The organism is Niveispirillum sp. GW835-FHT14G11 (assembly GCF_058793615.1).
The window spans coordinates 77,024-93,904 of sequence record NZ_JBXAFZ010000012.1; the positions used below are offsets into that span (position 1 = coordinate 77,024).

At 65.3% G+C, this 16,881-nt stretch carries 14 protein-coding genes and 1 tRNA gene; 8 read left to right on the forward strand and 7 right to left on the reverse strand.

Going from position 1 to position 16,881, the window contains the following annotated elements; all coding sequences use genetic code 11:
- Positions 1 to 3: 3 nt before the first annotated feature.
- The gene (locus AC1Q7F_RS21520; RefSeq protein WP_492510592.1) at positions 4 to 1,341 is read left to right on the forward strand and encodes a S41 family peptidase; all 1,338 of its coding nucleotides are present in this window, start codon (positions 4 to 6) and stop codon (positions 1,339 to 1,341) included.
- Between the two features lie 56 nt (positions 1,342 to 1,397).
- Here the strand turns inward: AC1Q7F_RS21520 and AC1Q7F_RS21525 are convergent, their stop codons facing one another.
- The 3 genes from AC1Q7F_RS21525 to AC1Q7F_RS21535 form a co-directional block, all read right to left on the reverse strand.
- Positions 1,398 to 2,540: an esterase-like activity of phytase family protein gene (locus AC1Q7F_RS21525; protein WP_492510593.1), complete on the reverse strand. Its 1,143-nt coding sequence runs from the start codon at positions 2,538 to 2,540 to the stop codon at positions 1,398 to 1,400.
- Complete coding sequence (locus tag AC1Q7F_RS21530; RefSeq protein WP_492510594.1) at positions 2,537 to 3,541, reverse strand: LacI family DNA-binding transcriptional regulator; 1,005 nt, start codon at positions 3,539 to 3,541, stop codon at positions 2,537 to 2,539. Before AC1Q7F_RS21530 ends, AC1Q7F_RS21525 begins: the two co-directional genes overlap by 4 nt.
- 61 nt (positions 3,542 to 3,602) lie before the next feature.
- Positions 3,603 to 5,966: a TonB-dependent receptor gene (locus AC1Q7F_RS21535; protein WP_492510595.1), complete on the reverse strand. Its 2,364-nt coding sequence runs from the start codon at positions 5,964 to 5,966 to the stop codon at positions 3,603 to 3,605.
- Between the two features lie 345 nt (positions 5,967 to 6,311).
- On the opposite strand from AC1Q7F_RS21535, the gene AC1Q7F_RS21540 reads away from it, so the two are divergent.
- A complete protein-coding gene (locus tag AC1Q7F_RS21540; protein WP_492510596.1) occupies positions 6,312 to 7,565 on the forward strand; it encodes a NupC/NupG family nucleoside CNT transporter in 1,254 nt (417 codons plus the stop codon).
- A gap of 2 nt (positions 7,566 to 7,567) precedes the next feature.
- On the opposite strand, the gene AC1Q7F_RS21545 is transcribed toward AC1Q7F_RS21540, so the two are convergent.
- Positions 7,568 to 8,398, reverse strand: coding sequence for a carbohydrate kinase family protein (locus AC1Q7F_RS21545; RefSeq protein WP_492510597.1), 831 nt, complete (start codon positions 8,396 to 8,398; stop codon positions 7,568 to 7,570).
- A gap of 103 nt (positions 8,399 to 8,501) precedes the next feature.
- Between AC1Q7F_RS21545 and AC1Q7F_RS21550 the strand changes: the two genes are divergently transcribed.
- Together AC1Q7F_RS21550 and AC1Q7F_RS21555 are read left to right on the forward strand one after the other, a co-directional pair.
- Entirely contained in the window at positions 8,502 to 9,149 is a 648-nt protein-coding gene (locus AC1Q7F_RS21550) for a hypothetical protein (protein ID WP_492510598.1), read from the forward strand.
- Between the two features lie 10 nt (positions 9,150 to 9,159).
- Complete coding sequence (locus AC1Q7F_RS21555; RefSeq protein ID WP_492510599.1) at positions 9,160 to 10,110, forward strand: nucleoside hydrolase; 951 nt, start codon at positions 9,160 to 9,162, stop codon at positions 10,108 to 10,110.
- Between the two features lie 47 nt (positions 10,111 to 10,157).
- Here the strand turns inward: AC1Q7F_RS21555 and AC1Q7F_RS21560 are convergent.
- A tRNA-Gln gene (locus AC1Q7F_RS21560) sits at positions 10,158 to 10,231 on the reverse strand.
- 280 nt (positions 10,232 to 10,511) lie between these two features.
- On the opposite strand from AC1Q7F_RS21560, the gene AC1Q7F_RS21565 reads away from it, so the two are divergent.
- Positions 10,512 to 11,570 (forward strand): Ppx/GppA phosphatase family protein, encoded by a 1,059-nt coding sequence (locus AC1Q7F_RS21565; protein ID WP_492510600.1) that lies wholly within the window; start codon positions 10,512 to 10,514, stop codon positions 11,568 to 11,570.
- An 85-nt stretch (positions 11,571 to 11,655) separates the two neighbouring features.
- Entirely contained in the window at positions 11,656 to 12,381 is a 726-nt protein-coding gene (locus AC1Q7F_RS21570; RefSeq protein ID WP_492510601.1) for an RlmE family RNA methyltransferase, read from the forward strand.
- On the opposite strand, the gene AC1Q7F_RS21575 is transcribed toward AC1Q7F_RS21570, so the two are convergent.
- Positions 12,382 to 13,143: a DeoR/GlpR family DNA-binding transcription regulator gene (locus AC1Q7F_RS21575; RefSeq protein ID WP_492510602.1), complete on the reverse strand. Its 762-nt coding sequence runs from the start codon at positions 13,141 to 13,143 to the stop codon at positions 12,382 to 12,384.
- An 85-nt stretch (positions 13,144 to 13,228) separates the two neighbouring features.
- On the opposite strand from AC1Q7F_RS21575, the gene AC1Q7F_RS21580 reads away from it, so the two are divergent.
- A complete protein-coding gene (locus AC1Q7F_RS21580) occupies positions 13,229 to 13,831 on the forward strand; it encodes an NUDIX domain-containing protein (RefSeq protein ID WP_492510603.1) in 603 nt (200 codons plus the stop codon).
- 182 nt (positions 13,832 to 14,013) lie between these two features.
- The gene (locus AC1Q7F_RS21585; protein ID WP_492510604.1) at positions 14,014 to 15,090 is read left to right on the forward strand and encodes an HD domain-containing phosphohydrolase; all 1,077 of its coding nucleotides are present in this window, start codon (positions 14,014 to 14,016) and stop codon (positions 15,088 to 15,090) included.
- 93 nt (positions 15,091 to 15,183) lie between these two features.
- On the opposite strand, the gene AC1Q7F_RS21590 is transcribed toward AC1Q7F_RS21585, so the two are convergent.
- On the reverse strand, positions 15,184 to 16,695 hold the full coding sequence (locus AC1Q7F_RS21590) for a UbiD family decarboxylase (RefSeq protein ID WP_492510605.1): 1,512 nt from the start codon (positions 16,693 to 16,695) through the stop codon (positions 15,184 to 15,186).
- Positions 16,696 to 16,881: the final 186 nt, after the last annotated feature.

Consider the following 16,881-nt stretch of genomic DNA (forward strand, 5'->3'; position numbering starts at 1 on the left):
GCCATGAGACGCACAGCGCTTGCCATGCTGGCCAGTGCCACCCTTTGGGCTGCCGTCACGCAGGCTGCCGAGCCGACCATCAGTGCCGACACCGTACGTGCCGACCTGAAGCGCGTGCTGGCATCGATCGAGGAACTGCACCCAGACCCCGCCTTCACCATGGACCGCCAAGCGGTCGCCGCCATGGCCGCCAACATCGCAGCCGACCTGTCGGGCCCGATGACCCGGCGCGAGGCATGGCGGGCCCTGGCCCGGCTGAACCCGCTGTTCGGCGACGGGCACCTGCTGGTGGCCTTTCCCGACCGCATGGCCCGCCTGACGGAGTACATCCAGGCCGGCGGTCGCCTGCTGCCCATCGATATCCGCATCGATACCGCCGACCGGCTGCTCCTGGCAAAGCCCGTGGCCGGCCGGCCGGCGGGCACCCTGGTGACCGCCATCGACGGCCGGCCCGCCAGCGCCATGGTCGGCGCCATCCTGGCCCGCACCCATGGCGACAGCCCCGCCCTGCGCCGTGCCCTGGCCGGGGACCGGTTCGCCCTCTATCACTGGCTGATGTTCGATGGCGGGGCGGAATACCGGATCACCTTCGAACCCGGCGATACCGTCACCCTGCCCGGTCGCGACAGCATCCCCGCCGCGATCAACCCGGAACCGGCCTTCGCCGACACGGTAGCCGACACCATCCTGCCCGGCAATGTCGGCTATCTGCGGGTCGACAGTTTCGACGGGGCGGGGCTGGAGGCATTCCGTGCCTATACGGCGGCGCTTTTCGCCCGTTTCCGCACCGCCGGTGTCCGCGACGTGATCATCGACCTGCGCTTCAATCCCGGCGGCGACGACAAGCTGTGGATCGAAGGGCTGGCGCCCTACTTCGCCACAAAGCCCTATCGGACCTTTTCCAGCGCCGCCTTGAAACTCCACAAATCTATCGCCAAACCTGATGAGGTGATCGGGACGGTGAAGATGATCGAGGGCAAGCGCTATTACCAGCCCTCTCCTGACAATCCCGCCCATATTCCGGGCCGGGCCTGGATACTGGCCGGCACGCGCAGCTATTCGTCTGCCATCTTGATGCTGACCGCTATGCAGGACCAGGGCGTCGCCACCATCGCCGGGCAACCGACGGGCGGCCGGTCCTGCAGCACCGGCCGGGTGCGGCGCGTGGCCCTGGACGGCACGGGCCTGGCCGCCTTCGTCCCCGACGTGCTGTTCACACGCCCCTCTGGTCAGGGCTGCCCCCTGCCGGTGATGCCCGACCTGACAGTGGCGGAGGATGAGGCGGACCCGATGGCAGCCGTGACAGCCTTGGCACGGATGATCGGGAACGACCGGAAATGAAAAGGGCGCATCGACCAGGTCGGGTGCGTTTGAAGGGAGTGGCTGGGAGCCCCCACCTACCCGGCATCACCGCCGATCACGAAAAGCAGCAGCCGGCTGCGCTGGTCCCTCTCAAAATTGTCATCCGACACAAGCAATAACAACTGACGGCCCGTCTCCGGATCAGGAAACAGCACCATGCCCTCCTGATTTTGGGGCAGAAAGCCGCCGGGCAGATGGCCCGACGCGAAGAGCAAGCGCTTGGCGATGGGACGCACATCCGGCCGATTCGTCAATGCGGGAACGGCGGCGATATCGTCACCGGTGGTCAGGTCAGCCAGATAGAGCCTCACATCAAAAGTGAAGCTTCCGTCAGGCCGCTTCAGCCCCGCCCGTTCCAGGACCAACAAGCGCCTTTCGTCCAGCCGGGCGATCTCCGACACACCATTATCGACGGGCTGAGTGTCCGGAAGCCTGGGAATGGGGTCCAAGGGATACGCCCATTGCGCCAGCACCTGGCCAGTGCGCGTCAGACGGGTCAGGCGGATCAGGGCGCCATGGTTGGGTGACGGAAGTGGCCCATCCTGGACCTGCGGTCCCTCCATCGCCAGCATCAGGCTGCCATCGGGGAACAGGGCCAACCCTTCCAACGTCATGTTGGGACGGGGACCAGTGCGACCCGCTGGATCGAAATGCCAGGTCGGGGGCAGCGGTATGGCAGTGCTGCGGCCGCCATCGGGGGCAGCCAGCATCAGCAACGGATCGCCACCGGCAGCAGGGTCCCCCTCGCTGGTCCAGAACCGGCCATCGGTCACCGGATCGACGCGGATGGATTCCGGATCGACAGCTGGCCTGCCCGGACCGGAAGAAGGGAAAGTCCGTCCTTCGGTATCGCGCAAGGGTGTGGCGGACAGCAATGTCACCCCCTGAATGCCCGACAGGTCGGCATCGATCCGCGCCGTCAGGAACCGGGCGGGACCCCGCTGGGACCGGTCGTCGCTGATCAGATGGAAAATCCCGGTGGCGGGATCACGGTCGATGCCGGAAATGCCGCCGAAGGGAACACCCGGCATGCCCAGCGCCGACAGGTCCAGGCCGGACGGGATGTCGTATTGGCCCAGGAATCGCACATCCGGGCCGGATGGCGGATCGCCCGCCGTACCGCATGCCGCCAGCCAGACAAATGGAGCGAGGATCAGCAGGCGCCGCCAAACGCTCATGTCCGCCCTGCCGGGCCGGTGGAACCGCGTGCGACCAGGGCGACATTGAAGACCACACGACGGCGTGCCTCCCCACGATGGGCGATCCGGTGCAGCAGGGTGTCCACCGCCTCCACTGCCATTTCCTCCACTGGCATTTCGATGGTGGATAGGGGCGGGCTGTTCAGCTGCGCCCAGGGGATATCGTCAAAACCCATCACCGAAACATCACCCGGCACCGACAATCCGCGCGCTTGCAGGTGGCGGACAGTACCGATGGCGATCAGATCGGCACCGGCAATGACCGCCGTGGCCGTGTCGCTGTCCAGCGCCGCTGTCACGGCGGGTTCCAGGTCCAGGGCAAAGGCGTTGTGGACATGCCAGGCAAGTTGACCCTGGCGGCGGATGGCCTCCATGGCGGCCTCGGCCCGCGCCCGCGCGCTGGAGGCGGCATGCGGGCCGGAGATGACGCCGATCCGCCGGTGGCCCAGCGACAGAAGATGCTCCGCCGCCAGCCGGCCGCCTTCGGCATAATCGGCCTGGATGACGTCATATCCGGCCAAGGCGCGGTCCAACACGACAGCGGGAATATTGTCAGCCAGCGATGGCAGGGTCCCGTCATCGGCGATGGGGAACCAGACCAGCCCGTCAACCCCACGCCCGGTCAGCAGGTCGATGGCGTGACGCTCGGCCTCCGGCTCCCCTTCCGTGTCGGTCAGCAGCACGGAATAGCCATGGCCCCGCGCCGCCTGGATCACCGCCTGGGCCAGGGCCGGAAAGAACGGGTTCGTCAGGTCGGGCAGCACCAGGCCGATGGTGCCGGTGCGCCCCGTCTTCATGGCCTTGGCATTCTGGTTGGGCCGATAGCCCAGCCTGGCCGCCACGGCCAGCACATGCTCACGCGTCTGCTCCCCCACCGAGCCGGTACCGTTGATGGCGTAGGAGGCACTGGCCACGGAGACGCCGGCCGCCTTCGCCACCTCCTTCAGGGTCGCCCGATGGCCCGGCATAGGTTTGGACATGGGTTCTTCCGCGCTGCTGATCATGGACGGCCAGGATAGCCAAGCGGCCTGCCATCTACGATCAGAATTCCGCACGGACCGAGAAGGTCAGGGTGCGCGGCGCCCCGATGAAATACCGGTCCAGCGTGCGCACAGCCGGCCCGCTGGTCAGGCCGAATTCCGGCTGTGTGGCCGTGGCACCGGAAACCGATGCGATATAATGCTTGTCGAACAGGTTGTCGGCGTTGAATTGCAGGCGCACCCCCGGCACCCCCACCGCATCCAGATCATATTGCGCGGTAACGCCGAACAAGGTGTAGCCGCCCAGATATTCCACGCTCGCCTCCTGGAACGTGGTCGGTGCCACGATATGGCCGCCGGCACGCCGCCCGACATAGCGGCCATTGCCTTCCAGCCGCAGACCGTCCAGCGGAGTCCAGCCGGCCTGTGCATAAAGGGAATGGCGCGGGATATCGCGCACATCGGCCCCGCCGATGATGGCGAGCGACGCCAGGGCCTTGCGCGCAGCACTGCCCGTGGCCGGGTTGTCATGTTTGGCGCGCTGATAGCTATAGGCGGCATAGAGATCCAGATCGCCGAAATCATGGTAGCCCGTGACCTCGATGCCCTGCGTCTTCTGGCCGGCGGTATTGGCCGCACGGGTGGCGACATTGCCGCGCATCACCTCATCGGGGTCCAGGGGCGTGGTGCTGTCGCGCGGCACGATGCCGATATTGTTCTTCAGGTCCACCAGATAGGCCTGGAGGGAGAAGGCACTGTCACCCGCCACATAACGCAGACCGATATCCAGATTCTCCGTCTCCACCGGGTCCAGATCACCGGGATTGATGGCGGCGGTGGAGCCCAGGAAGGCATCCTCCGGAATGCCAGCGAAATTCTGCGCATAGCCGCCATAGATTTCCACCGCGTCATCCAGACGATATGACAGGCCCAGCTTGGGATTGATGCCGGACTCTTGCGAGAATTTCAGATTGGCCCGGTATTCCAGCGGGGAGCGGGCATCATAGGTGATGTCGTAATAGGTGAAGCCGACATCCAGCTTCAGCCTGTCCTCCAGAAACCGCATCTGATCCTGGGCATAAAGGAACAGCGTCTCCACCGAGGCGTGGCGGTCATATTCGACATAGTTCAGCTTGGAGCGGTCATAGGCGATGGACGTCGCCGGATTGGTCACAGCGTAGAAATCCCGCTCCTCCGAGCTGTCGCCACCTTCATACCAGAGGCCGATGCGCGGCGAATGGCCCTGGATCAGGTCTTCGGCCTTCAGTTCGGTGGTGACGCCATAGCGCTCCCGGTCGCGCGGGGTGACGCGCATGTCGGCGGGGCCACCCACACGGTTGCTGTCGCGCAGCGTGGTCAGGGCCGGCCGGATGGCGCCGCCATTGGCATTATAGCCCGTGACGGCATAGGGATTACCGCCCGTCAGGATGCGGGAGCGGTCCTGATAGCGGAAACTCTCCCCGTCCAGGGTCTGGTAATAGGGATTGATCGACAGGCTCAGCCCCTCATCCAGCACCAGATGCGTGTTGATATAGGCCAGCCAATCCTGACGCGTGCCACCCAGGGCGCCGCCGAAATCAATATCGCGGGCCGGGATGCCGGTCAGGACATCATTGGCGCGGTCGCTGTCGCGGTCGGCCAGATATTCGTTGCGGGTCACGATGTTGAAGTCATTGTCGTCCTGGTCGTTGTAGGAGACGCGGGCGCTGATCCGGGAGCCCTGGTCGAACTGCTTCACGGCCTTGAACTCGACATGCTGGCGCTGGCTGTCGCGGCTCTCGCGTCCGGCCCAGATGTCGTTGCGCTGGTCGGAGACGGAGAGATAGGCGGACAGGCCGGGTGCCACCTCCCCGGTATCGACCCGGCCATAGAGACGGCGGAAATCAAAGGAACCGACACCCGCCTCCACGGTCACACCGGCCTCCGCCTTCGGGTTGACCGTGACGAAATCGATGAAGCCGCCCAGGGCGAAGCGCGACGGGGCACCGATATCGCCGGCGCTCTGCGAGACATTGATGCGGGCGATATTGCTGCTTTCGATGAAGCGCTGCGGCGGCGACCCGCCATTGAAACGGCTGTCGCCCGTGGGGATGCCGTCCAGCGTCAGGCCAATCTGTTCGTCGGTCAGGCCGCGCAGATAGATCTCGAAAGAGAAGCTGCCGCCGCGCGCGTCACCGGTGGAGACTTGGATACCCGGCACCTTGACCAGGCTTTGCGTGACATCCGCCCCCAGCGGGCGGGTGGCGATATCGTCTGCCCCCAGCGCAAAGGCAGCGCGGGTCAGGCCAGAGCCGAAACGCTGCGCCGTGACCACGATCTCCTCCAGTTCCACCGTCTCCTGGGCCTGGACCTGATCGGCCACGGGCAGAAGGCCCGTCAAGGCGCATAGGGCCACCGACAATGGCCGGATCATCCGCTTCGTCATCTCCATACCCCTTCATCTGATCGCTGCGCAGGCCGATCGCGGCTCGCTAAAAGTGAAACGTTTCATAACGATTTTCAATAACGATTTTTTGACAACTGCTCGACAAAACCACGTAGCCCCTCATTATTTCAGCCATCCCTCCCTCTACCCCTTCACCAGCCACGGACAAGGCAAGGGCGGCTGCTCCCCCGCCAATCACCCTCCTTTCAATCTACCTGTATGATTTAATTGATATTTCATCATCACCCCGACCGCTTGCATACGATCATGTTTACATGAAACGTTTAAGTGATATAGGCTGCAACATCCTGGCATCCGCCAGCCCCGCTCCGGATCGAGACATACATGGCGGAAGAAACCCTGCGCGCCCTGGCCGGCATGGCCGGCTTCATCGCCCTGTGCTGGCTGTTTTCCGAGGCGCGGCGACGGTTCCCCTGGCGGGCCGTGTTGGTGGGGCTGGTCACGCAACTGGCATTGGCCCTGCTGCTGACCCAGGTGCCGGCGGTCACGGGCTTCTTCGCCGCCATTGCCCATGGGGTGGATGCGGTGCAGTCCGCCACGCAGGCCGGTACCAGCTTCATGTTCGGCTATCTGGGCGGCGCCCCCCTGCCCTTCCGGCCGGAACCGGGCGCCTCCACCTTCATCTTCGCGCTGCAGGCCCTGCCCGCCATCCTGCTGGTCGGCGGGCTGGCGGCCCTGCTCTGGCATTGGCGGGTGCTGATCTGGCTGGTCCGGGGCAGCGCCTGGATCTTCGGCCGGCTGTTCGGGGTCAGCGGGCCGGTCGGCGTCTCGACCTCGGCCTGCATCTTCCTGGGCATGGTGGAGGCCCCGATGCTGGTCCGGCCCTATCTGGCGCGCATGTCACGGGGGGACCTGTTCATCATCATGGTCGACGGCCTGTCGGTGATCGGTGGGTCGATGATGATCCTGCTGGGCACCTTGCTGGCGCCGCGCGTGCCGGATGCGTTCAGCCAGTTGCTGATCGCCTCCCTGATCTCCACACCCATGGCCATCGCGCTGGCCCGCGTGATCATCCCGCCGGACGATGACGGCGCCGTGCGGGAACCGCTGGCGCTCGACCTGCATTACCGATCCAGCCTGGAGGCCCTGACCATGGGCACCTTGCAGGCGATCAGGATGGCGGTGAACATTACCGGGCTGCTGATCGTCTTCGTCTCGCTGATCGCGCTGGTGAACAAGGGGCTGGCGCTGCTGCCGCTGGGGGAACAGCCGGTGACGCTGGCCCTGATCCTGGGCAAGCTGCTGGCGCCCGTCACCTGGCTGATGGGCGTGCCGCTGGCCGATATCGAGCCGGCGGCGGCATTGCTGGGCACCAAGCTGATCAGCAATGAGGTGGTGGCCTATGCCGATATGATGGCGCTGCCGCCCGACCTGCTGACGCCCAAGACGGTGCTGATGCTGACCTATGCGCTCTGTTCCTTCGGCAATATCGGCTCCGTCGCCATCCTGATCGGCTCACTTTCCTCCATGGCGCCGGAGAAGGTGGGTGATGTGGTGCAACTGGGCTTCAAGGCGCTGCTGGCGGCCTTCCTGACCACCTGCATGACGGGAACCCTGATGGGACTGTTGCTGGGCTGAGATCAGCCGCGCCGGCACAGCAGGTCGGCGGCGGCAGCCATACCCCGGCGGGCCGCCGCGACAGGTGCGGCCCCGTCCAGCAGGGCGGCCAAGGCCGCCCCGGCAAAACTGTCGCCGGCGCCGGTCGGGTCAGTCACCAGCAGCGGCTGCACCGGCAGCAGGACGGTGCTGTTGCCATCTTCCACCACCACCCCATCGCCGCCACGCGTCTCGAACAGAACCTGTCCCGCCCGGCCAGGCTGGCGATGCGCCTCCAGCCAGAGCCGTTCCGACGCGTTGCAGAACAGCCAGTCTGCCCGTCGGGTGAGGGTCCGCGCCAGATCCGGGGGAAAGCATGACGGGTCCGGCTTCACGATCCAGGCTAGACGGGCCGTATCGGGCAGGGCCGCCAGCAGGGCCCGGCCGGCATCCACCGGGCCAGCGGTCAGCACCAGCGTATCCGCCCCCTTCAGCAGGTCCTGCTGCCCGTCAGACAGGATCGCCTCTCCAGCCCGCAGCAGGCAGCCATGGTCCCCTCCCGGATCATAGATCATCAGGCATCGGGTGGTCTGGGTGTCCGGCACAATAGCGATACCGGCCGGTTCCATCCCCGCCACCACCACCGCCCGCCGGTAACAGGCGCCATCCTGATCGCCCCCAATCCAGGTCAGCGGCAAGGTGCGATGCCCCGCCGCTGCCATTTGCCGTCCGGCATACAGCACCGCGCCACCGGGCCGCGGCCATTCGCCATCCGGTGGCATGCGCATCGCCACCGTGCCCTGTCCCATGAAGCGCGCGGCCGCCTGCACGACATAGTCCACCGTGGCAAAGCCGCAGATCACCACTGTCGCCATTCCACTCCTCCCCATCCCACACGATTTCGATATCACGAATGAATATTGACTTAAACGTTTCATTTAACCATTCTGCGCGGGTCTTCAGATCGGAACAACCGCCATGGCCTGCCCTCTTTTCATTGCTTTCACCGGGATCGACGATGCGGGCCTGTTGCCCGGCATGCGGACCCTGTCGGCGCGATATCCAGTGGAATGGGGGGTGCTGGTCGATCCGGCGCGGGCAGGAACGCCACTGTTCCCGGATGCGGCGACCTGTGGTGCCTTTCTGGCATCGGGCTTGCGGTTGGCCGCCCATGTCTGCGGCCCCCTGGCACAGGAGATCGTTGCCAATCCCGACAGGGCCCGGTTCGATCCGGCGGGTTTCCGTCGCGTCCAGGTCAATCATGGCTTCAACGGCGCCAGCCCCGATCAGGTGGCGGCCACCGGACACTATGCCCGCCGCCACGGCATCCGCGCCGTCCTGCAATGTGGCGGTCCTTTTCCCGCCGACGGACAAGTGGACTGGCTGTACGATGTCTCGTTCGGAACGGGGCGCCAGCCCGGCTCCTGGCCGGCACTGCCAGCCGCAGTCTCGCCCTTCTGTGGCTATTCCGGCGGGATCAATCCCGACAATGTCGCGGGCCTGCTGACCGCGCTGAACCCGCCGGCACCGGCCGATTTCTGGATCGATATGGAATCGGGCGTACGCCGGGAAGGCCGCTTCGACCTTGCCCGGTGCGAGGCGGTGTGCCGCGCCGTCTATGGGTGAAGCCCCGGTGATGACACAACGCAAGCTGATCCTGGATACCGACCCCGGCATCGACGACGCCTTTGCCATGGCCATGCTGGCGGGCCTGCCGGCCCTGGACCTGCTGGCCATCACCACAGTGTTCGGCAATGCCGATGTCGAGACAACGACCCGCAATGCCGCCTATCTGTGCCGGCAACTGGGGTTGGACGTGCCGCTGTACCGGGGGGCCTCCACCCCCCTGGTGCGGCCGCGGGGCTCCGGCGCACCACATGTGCATGGTCATCACGGCCTGGGCGATATCGTGCCGCCAGCGATGCCGGCATTCCCGGCCGGAAGCCCGGACGCAGCCGAGATCATCGCTTCCCTGGTCCGGGCCCATCCGCAGCGTGTGACCGTGCTGGCCATCGGCCCCTTGACCAATCTGGCCCTGGCCCTGCGTTTGGACCCCACCATCGCCGAGCTGGTGGAAGAGGTGGTGGTGATGGGCGGCGCCTTCGGCACGGATGGACGCTGGGGCAATGTGACACCGACAGCCGAGGCGAACATCCATAACGACCCCCACGCCGCCGCGATCGTGCTGTCAGCACCCTGGCGGGTAACGCTGGTCGGTTTGGACGTCACCGCCCGATGCATCCTGTCCACCGCCCGCGCCACCGATCTGCGGCGGGCTGGTGGGACGGGCGCGTTGCTGTGGGATCTTTCGCGCTTCTACGCGGCCGCCTATGCACGATTTGACGGCGTGGACGGATGCTGCCTGCATGACGTCGCCGCCCTGGCCCTGCTGGCCGCACCCGATCTCTTCACCTATCGGTCCGGACGGGTGGCCGTCACGGTGGATGGACCGGAAGCCGGGCGCACCCGGTTGGTCCCCGATCCGATGGGGCGGCATCGGATCTGTGTCGAGGTCGATGCAGACAGGGTGGTCAATCTCTTCCTGTCAGCAGTCACCACCGCAGCCGCTGCCCCTCACATCGCCTGACGCCGTCGGCGGGGGCGAAACGCTTCACGATCAATGCTTGGAGAGGTTGGCTGGGGGACTAGGATTCGAACCTAGACTGGCGGAGTCAGAGTCCGCTGTCCTACCGTTAGACGATCCCCCATCCGTACAGCATTCCGCGGTTTCGTTCGCGACCCGCCGTCGGGGTGGGCGGGCTTATAGCATCGGGTTTTCAGGTTGTGAACCCCTTTCTTCACAAAAAAACGCATCAAGGGTCGGCAACGCGCCCGTCCACCGCCAACAAGTGCCCGCCAGAGGGATGGGCTGCTTGAACGGCGCTTGCGGGCGGGCAGGCATCGGTTACGATAGGGTGACGAACGTGCGAACATCACCCATATTCGTTGCAGGACGGAACAGGCAGCAAGTCTTAAGGATCAGGCGACGTGGATAATGGTGCGGCAGGCAGAACCGGGATCGACCCGGTACCGGGTGGGGCGACAGCCCCCGCCCCGGACGCCGCCTGCGCCAGCCGTGCGCCGGTGCTGGCCGCCCTTGATCTGGGAACCAACAATTGCCGGCTGCTGATCGCCAAACCCTGCCGCGAGGGGTTCCGGGTCATCGACGCCTTTTCCCGCATCGTGCGCCTGGGTGAGGGGCTGACGCGCAGCGACAGGCTGTGCGACGACGCCATGTCGCGCACGGTGCAGGCGCTGAAGGTCTGCCGGTCCAAGATGGAACGGCGCGGCGTCAGCCTGCTGCGCGCCGTGGGAACCGAGGCTTGTCGCCGTGCCGATAATTGCGACGAGTTCCTGGGGCGCGTGCAGGACGAAACCGGCCTGGATATCGAGATCATCAGCACCAAGGAGGAGGCGCGGCTGGCCTTGGCCGGCGTCTCCCCCCTGCTGGATGCCACCGTCCCCTATGCCCTGGTCTTCGATATCGGCGGCGGATCGACGGAGTTGATCTGGACGGAGCTGGTGCGCGGCCGGCCGCGGGTGATTGACCAGATCTCCGTGCCGCTGGGTGTCGTCAATCTGACGGAGACCTATGGCGGCGACCGGGTCTGCCCACTGGACTATCGCCGCATGATGGACCGGATGGCCGAGGGCCTGGGGGATTTCGACGCGCGCAACGGCATCACCATGGCCGTGGAGGATGGACGTGTGCAGATGCTGGGCGCATCGGGCACCGTCACCACCCTGGCCGGCATCCAGATGGGCCTGGTCCGTTATGACCGAAGCCGTGTCGATGGCGCCTTCCTGGACCGGGACAAGGCGCGGTCGATCTCGGAAACCTTGCTGGGCCTGGATTACATGGGTCGGGCCGGACAGCCCTGCGTCGGCCGCGATCGTGCTGATCTGGTGGTGGCCGGCTGCGCCATCCTGGACGCCATCTGGCGGCAATGGCCGGTGCAGCAGCTGCGCATTGCCGATCGCGGCGTGCGCGAGGGGATCCTGTGCGAACTGGCCGCCACCGCGCGCCATCGTCGGAGACGCGGATAGGGGCTGGGTTGCCAAGCCGCCGCTTGCCACTCCGGCCGGTTCCGGCGATGGTGACCGCTTGTTCCCCGTTCAATGGCGTTTCCCCATGACCAAGTCCTCCGGCAACATCCCCACCGGCCGTAATCAGGCCGTGCGCGTGAAGACCGCCAAGAAGCGGACGGTGTCGTCGGCCCGCTGGCTGGAACGGCAGTTGAACGATCCCTATGTGGTGGAGGCCAAGAAGCGCGGCTTCCGCAGCCGGGCCGCCTTCAAGCTGTTGCAGCTGGATGAGAAGTTCGGCTTCCTGAAGCGGGGCCAGCGCATCGTGGATCTGGGGGCGGCGCCGGGTGGCTGGACCCAGATCGCTGTGGACCGGTCCAAGTCCGACAAGGGCGGCACCGGCCTGGTGATTGGCATCGACCTGTTGGAGATGGAGCCCGTGACCGGCGCCACCACCTTCCAGATGGATTTCACCCTTCCAGAGGCTCCGGCGCGGCTGAAGGCCCTGTTGCAGGGCCCGGCCGACATCGTGATGTCGGACATGGCCGCCAACACCACCGGCCATACCCAGACCGACCATCTGCGCATCATGGGGCTGGCCGAGATGGCCTATGAATTCGCCACCGAAGTGCTGGCACCCGGCGGTGCCTTCATCTGCAAGCTGTTCCAGGGCGGGGCGGAACGCGGGCTGCTGGCCCAGATGAAGAAGGACTTCACCAATGTCCGCCACGCCAAGCCGGCCGCCAGCCGTCAGGACAGCTCAGAGACCTATCTGGTGGCCATGGGCTTCCGCGGTGGCACCCCGGCGGTAGATGCAGCTGACGAGGCATAATCAGTCCGACGCCCTTACCACCCCCACACCGACCGCACGGAACGGCACCAGAACCCCCTCCCCCAACTCGCCCGCCACCATCAGCGTCTGCATCATGGTGACGGGCCCGATGATGTGCGGGGACGCCGCCCCGATCTTCTCCGGTGTGGCCAGCACCAGGGTTTCGGCGGCGGCCACCGACAGGGCGCGCTTCACATCCGCCTCCTCCATGTCGCCGGTGGTCAGGCCCAGACCGGCATGCACGCCCGTGACCCCCATGACATAAAGATCGGCCTGGAAACGGCGGATACCATCGATCACCTGGGCGCCGACGCAGACGCCGGAATGCTTGAACAGCCGCCCCCCCAGCAGCGCCACCTCCACCGACGGATGGTCGATCAGGGCCGTGGCGATGGTGGGGCTGTGGGTGACCACCATGGCGCGCAACTCCCAGGGCAGGGCACGCACCAGTTCCAGACATGTCGTGCCCCCATCCACGAACACCAGCTGCCCCGGCCGGATCATCCGTGCCGCCGCCAGGCCCAGCGTCCGCTTGGCATCGGGTGACTGGGTGCGCTTGGCCGCCAGATCGGCGATGGCGGGTGAGGCCGGCAGCGCCCCGCCATGCACCCGCTGCAACAGCCCCTCGGCCGCCATCTCCCGCAGGTCGCGGCGCACCGTATCCTCCGACAGGCCCAATGCCTGTGCGAAATCCTTCGCCACCACCTGTCCGTCGCGCCTCAGCGTCGACAGGATCATCGCCTTGCGCTGCCGCGTCAGCATCCTCGCCCCCAATCATCTCACGCGAATATACGTGACTCTGCACGATTTTGCACGATAATGCGCGAAATCTATCTGGAGATCACCGATGTCCATCGCCGATCGTGTCCGCATCCAGGACGTGACCCTGCTGTCCGACGACTGGTATGTGCTGAAGAAGACGCGGTTCGATTATCGCCGCGCCGACGGCACCTGGCAGAGCCTGAGCCGGGAGACCTATGATCGCGGCAATGGCGCCACCATTCTGCTGTACGACCCAGACCGCCGTACCGTCGTGCTGACGCGGCAGTTCCGCTTTCCGGCCTTCGTCAATGGTCATGACGATCTGCTGACGGAGGCGCCGGCCGGCCTGCTGGAGGGCGCCGACCCCGCCGACCGCATCCGCCAGGAACTGGCGGAGGAGACGGGCTATGTCATCGGCCCGCCGCAGCGCCTGTTCGACGCTTTCATGAGCCCGGGATCGGTGACCGAACGGCTGCATTTCTTCGCCGCCCCCTATCACCCGGCCGATCGCCAGGGCCATGGCGGCGGCAATGTCGAGGAGGGAGAGGATATCAGCGTGCTGGAGATCGGCATCGACGAGGCCTTGGCCCGGATCAACGATGGCGGCATCCGTGACGGGAAGACGATCTGCCTGATACTGTATGCAGGCCTATATCTCCTGCCCGGCATCGGCCGAGGAGTAGTATGAACTTTAGGTGATGACAACCCATTTGAAAGACGGGCCGATGCAGGATAAGGTGGCGAGCAATGATTCCATGTTCATGCTTCACCGCAGCAAATATGCTTGGGTTGTCTACGGAGACAAAATACCAGCGACAGGGTGTATGAACTGGTTCATTCCTGATCTTCTCCCCCGCTGGAGATTGAAGGATGGGATATCTAGGTACACAGATTGCCGATAGTAACCTCTCTTCTGCGCGCGTTCTTGTCATTGACGACATGCAGATCAGTGTAGACTATCTCATCTGCACATTGCGACGTGCAGGGCTGGCACATATATCGGCGACGACTGATCCGCGGGAGGGTCTGAAACTCTGCAGGCTGGCGCCGCCGGATCTGATTTTGCTGGATTATTGCATGCCGGGCCTGGATGGACCGGGGTTCATGGCGGAACTGACGGACCTGCTGGGAGACGAGGTTCCGCCCATTCTGATCATCACTGCGCATGACATTGCCGCCAACCGCCGCCGGGCGCTGGAGATGGGCGCCATCGACTATGTGCTGAAGCCCTTCACCGACTGGGAACTGCTGATCCGCGCCCGCAACCTGCTGCGCCTGCACATGCTGCACCGCGGCCAGCGGGCACAGTCCAAGCGGCTGGAACAGCTGGTGCGCGAACGCACGGCGGAACTGGAACGGACGCGGGCAGAGATCATCCATCGCCTGTGCAATGCCGGGGAGTTCCGGGACGAGGATACGGGCCGCCATGTCGCCCGTATCGGCCGCCTGTCGTCACGGCTGGCCGAACTGGCGGGCGAGGGGCAGGATTTCGCCGAACGGCTGGCCGCCGCCGCCCCGCTGCATGATATCGGCAAGATCGGCATTCCCGACCGCGTACTGCTGAAGCCTGGGAAGCTGGACCCCGACGAATGGGCCGTCATGAAGAGCCATTGCACCCTGGGTTCGCAGATTCTGGCCGATAGCGGGATGCCATTGCTGGACCTGGCGTCGGAGGTGGCGCTGACCCATCATGAGAAATGGGATGGCAGCGGCTATCCTCACGCGCTGGCCGGCGATGATATCCCGCTGTCGGGCCGGCTGGTCGCCGTCTGCGATGTGTTCGACGCGCTGCTGTCGCACCGGCCCTACAAGGACCCGTGGCCCATGGACAAGGCCCTGGCCTATATCGGCGACGTGGCCGGCAGCCATCTGGACCCGAACCTGGCCAAGCTGTTCCTGGACAACCGGCAGGAGATGGTGGCGATCCGGGTGGACATGGCGGATTGAGGCGCCGAGGCCCTGACACTTATTGGTACGGTCGCTCTTCAAGGCTCGGCGCTCCGCCCCTCGACCTGACCTACGGTTCCATCCGTGCCGCTTTTATTTCCAGATCGGTTTGCCCGACCCCGGCAGGCCCAGACGGCCCCACATGGCGCTGACCTTGTCCACCACGCCCTGGTCCATATAGAGTTTCTCGCCCCATTCACGATGCGTTTCGGGCGGAAGCTTGTTGGTGGCGTCCATGCCGACCTTGCCGCCCAGGCCGCTTTCCGGGCTGGCGAAATCCAGATAGTCGATGGGCGTGCCCTCGATCATGGTGATGTCGCGCACCGGGTCCATGCGGGTGCTGACGGCCCACATCACATCCTTCCAGTCGCGCGCATTGATGTCGTCATCGACCACGATGACCCATTTCGTGTACATGAACTGCCGCAGGAAGGACCAGACGCCCATCATCACGCGCTTGGCATGGCCGGGATAGGCCTTCTTCATCGACACGACCGCGATCCGGTAGGAACAGCCCTCCGGCGGCAACCAGAAATCCACGATCTCCGGGAATTGCTGCTGCAACAGCGGGATGAACACCTCGTTCAGCGCCTCGCCCAGCACGCTGGGCTCGTCCGGCGGGCGGCCGGTGAAGGTGGACAGATAGATCGGGTCGCGGCGCATGGTAATGGCCGTGATGGTGAACACCGGGAACGGCTCGACCGAGTTGTAATAGCCGGTATGGTCACCATACGGCCCCTCATCGGCATATTCGTCCAGGCTGACATAGCCCTCCAGCACGATCTCCGCCGTTGCCGGCACCTTCAGCGGCACCGTCTTGCAATCGACCAGATCGACCTTCTTCCCGCGCAGCAGGCCGGCGAACTGATATTCGGACAGGGTCTCCGGCACCGGCGTCACGGCGGCCAGGATGGTGCCGGGATCGGCACCCAGCACGGCGGCGGCCGGCAGCGGATCACGCTTGCCCGATTGTTTCCAACGCTGATGATGCTGCGCCCCGCCGCGATGCTTCAGCCAACGCATGATGGTCTTGTTCTTGCCCAGCATCTGCATGCGATAGATGCCCAGGTTGAAATTATCCTCCCGCGCCTCGCTGGGCCCCTTGGTGACGATCAGCGGCCAGGTGATCAGCGGCGCCGGTTCCCCCGGCCAGCAGGACTGGATGGGCAGGATCGACAGGTCGATATCATCGCCGGTCAGCACCACCTCCTGACACGGCGCCTTCGAGACCGACCCCGGCCGCATGGCCATGACTTGGCGGGCCAGCGGCAGCATGGCAAAGGCCTCACGCAACCCTCTGGGCGGCTCCGGCTGCTTCAGGAAGGCCAGCGTCTCCCCCACCTGACGCAACTCATGCGGTTCCCGGTCCATGCCCCAGGCCACCCGCTCCACCGTGCCGAACAGGTTGATCAGCACGGGCATGGCGCTTTTCGTACCATCCGCCTTGATCACATTCTCGAACAGCACGGCCGGCCCCTTCTCCGCCAGCAGGCGGGTATGGATCTCCGTCATCTCCAGTTCAGTGGAGACAGGCTCCGTCACGCGCACCAGCCGCCCCTCCTGTTCCAGGCGGGCGATGAAGTCGCGGAGCGAGGCATAGGGCATGATGGCGCCTTCGGAGGTTCCGGTATGAGGTTGGGCGGTAACATCGGTGGCAAGGGCCGCCGGGTCAAGCGGACAGCCCGTCGCGGCGTGACTTCCTAAATCATTGATTTTTTCAATCAAAATCGGAAAATATATCAATTTCACAGGATGAATTCCCCTCCCTATGGTCCGCGCCGGTCACGTCGT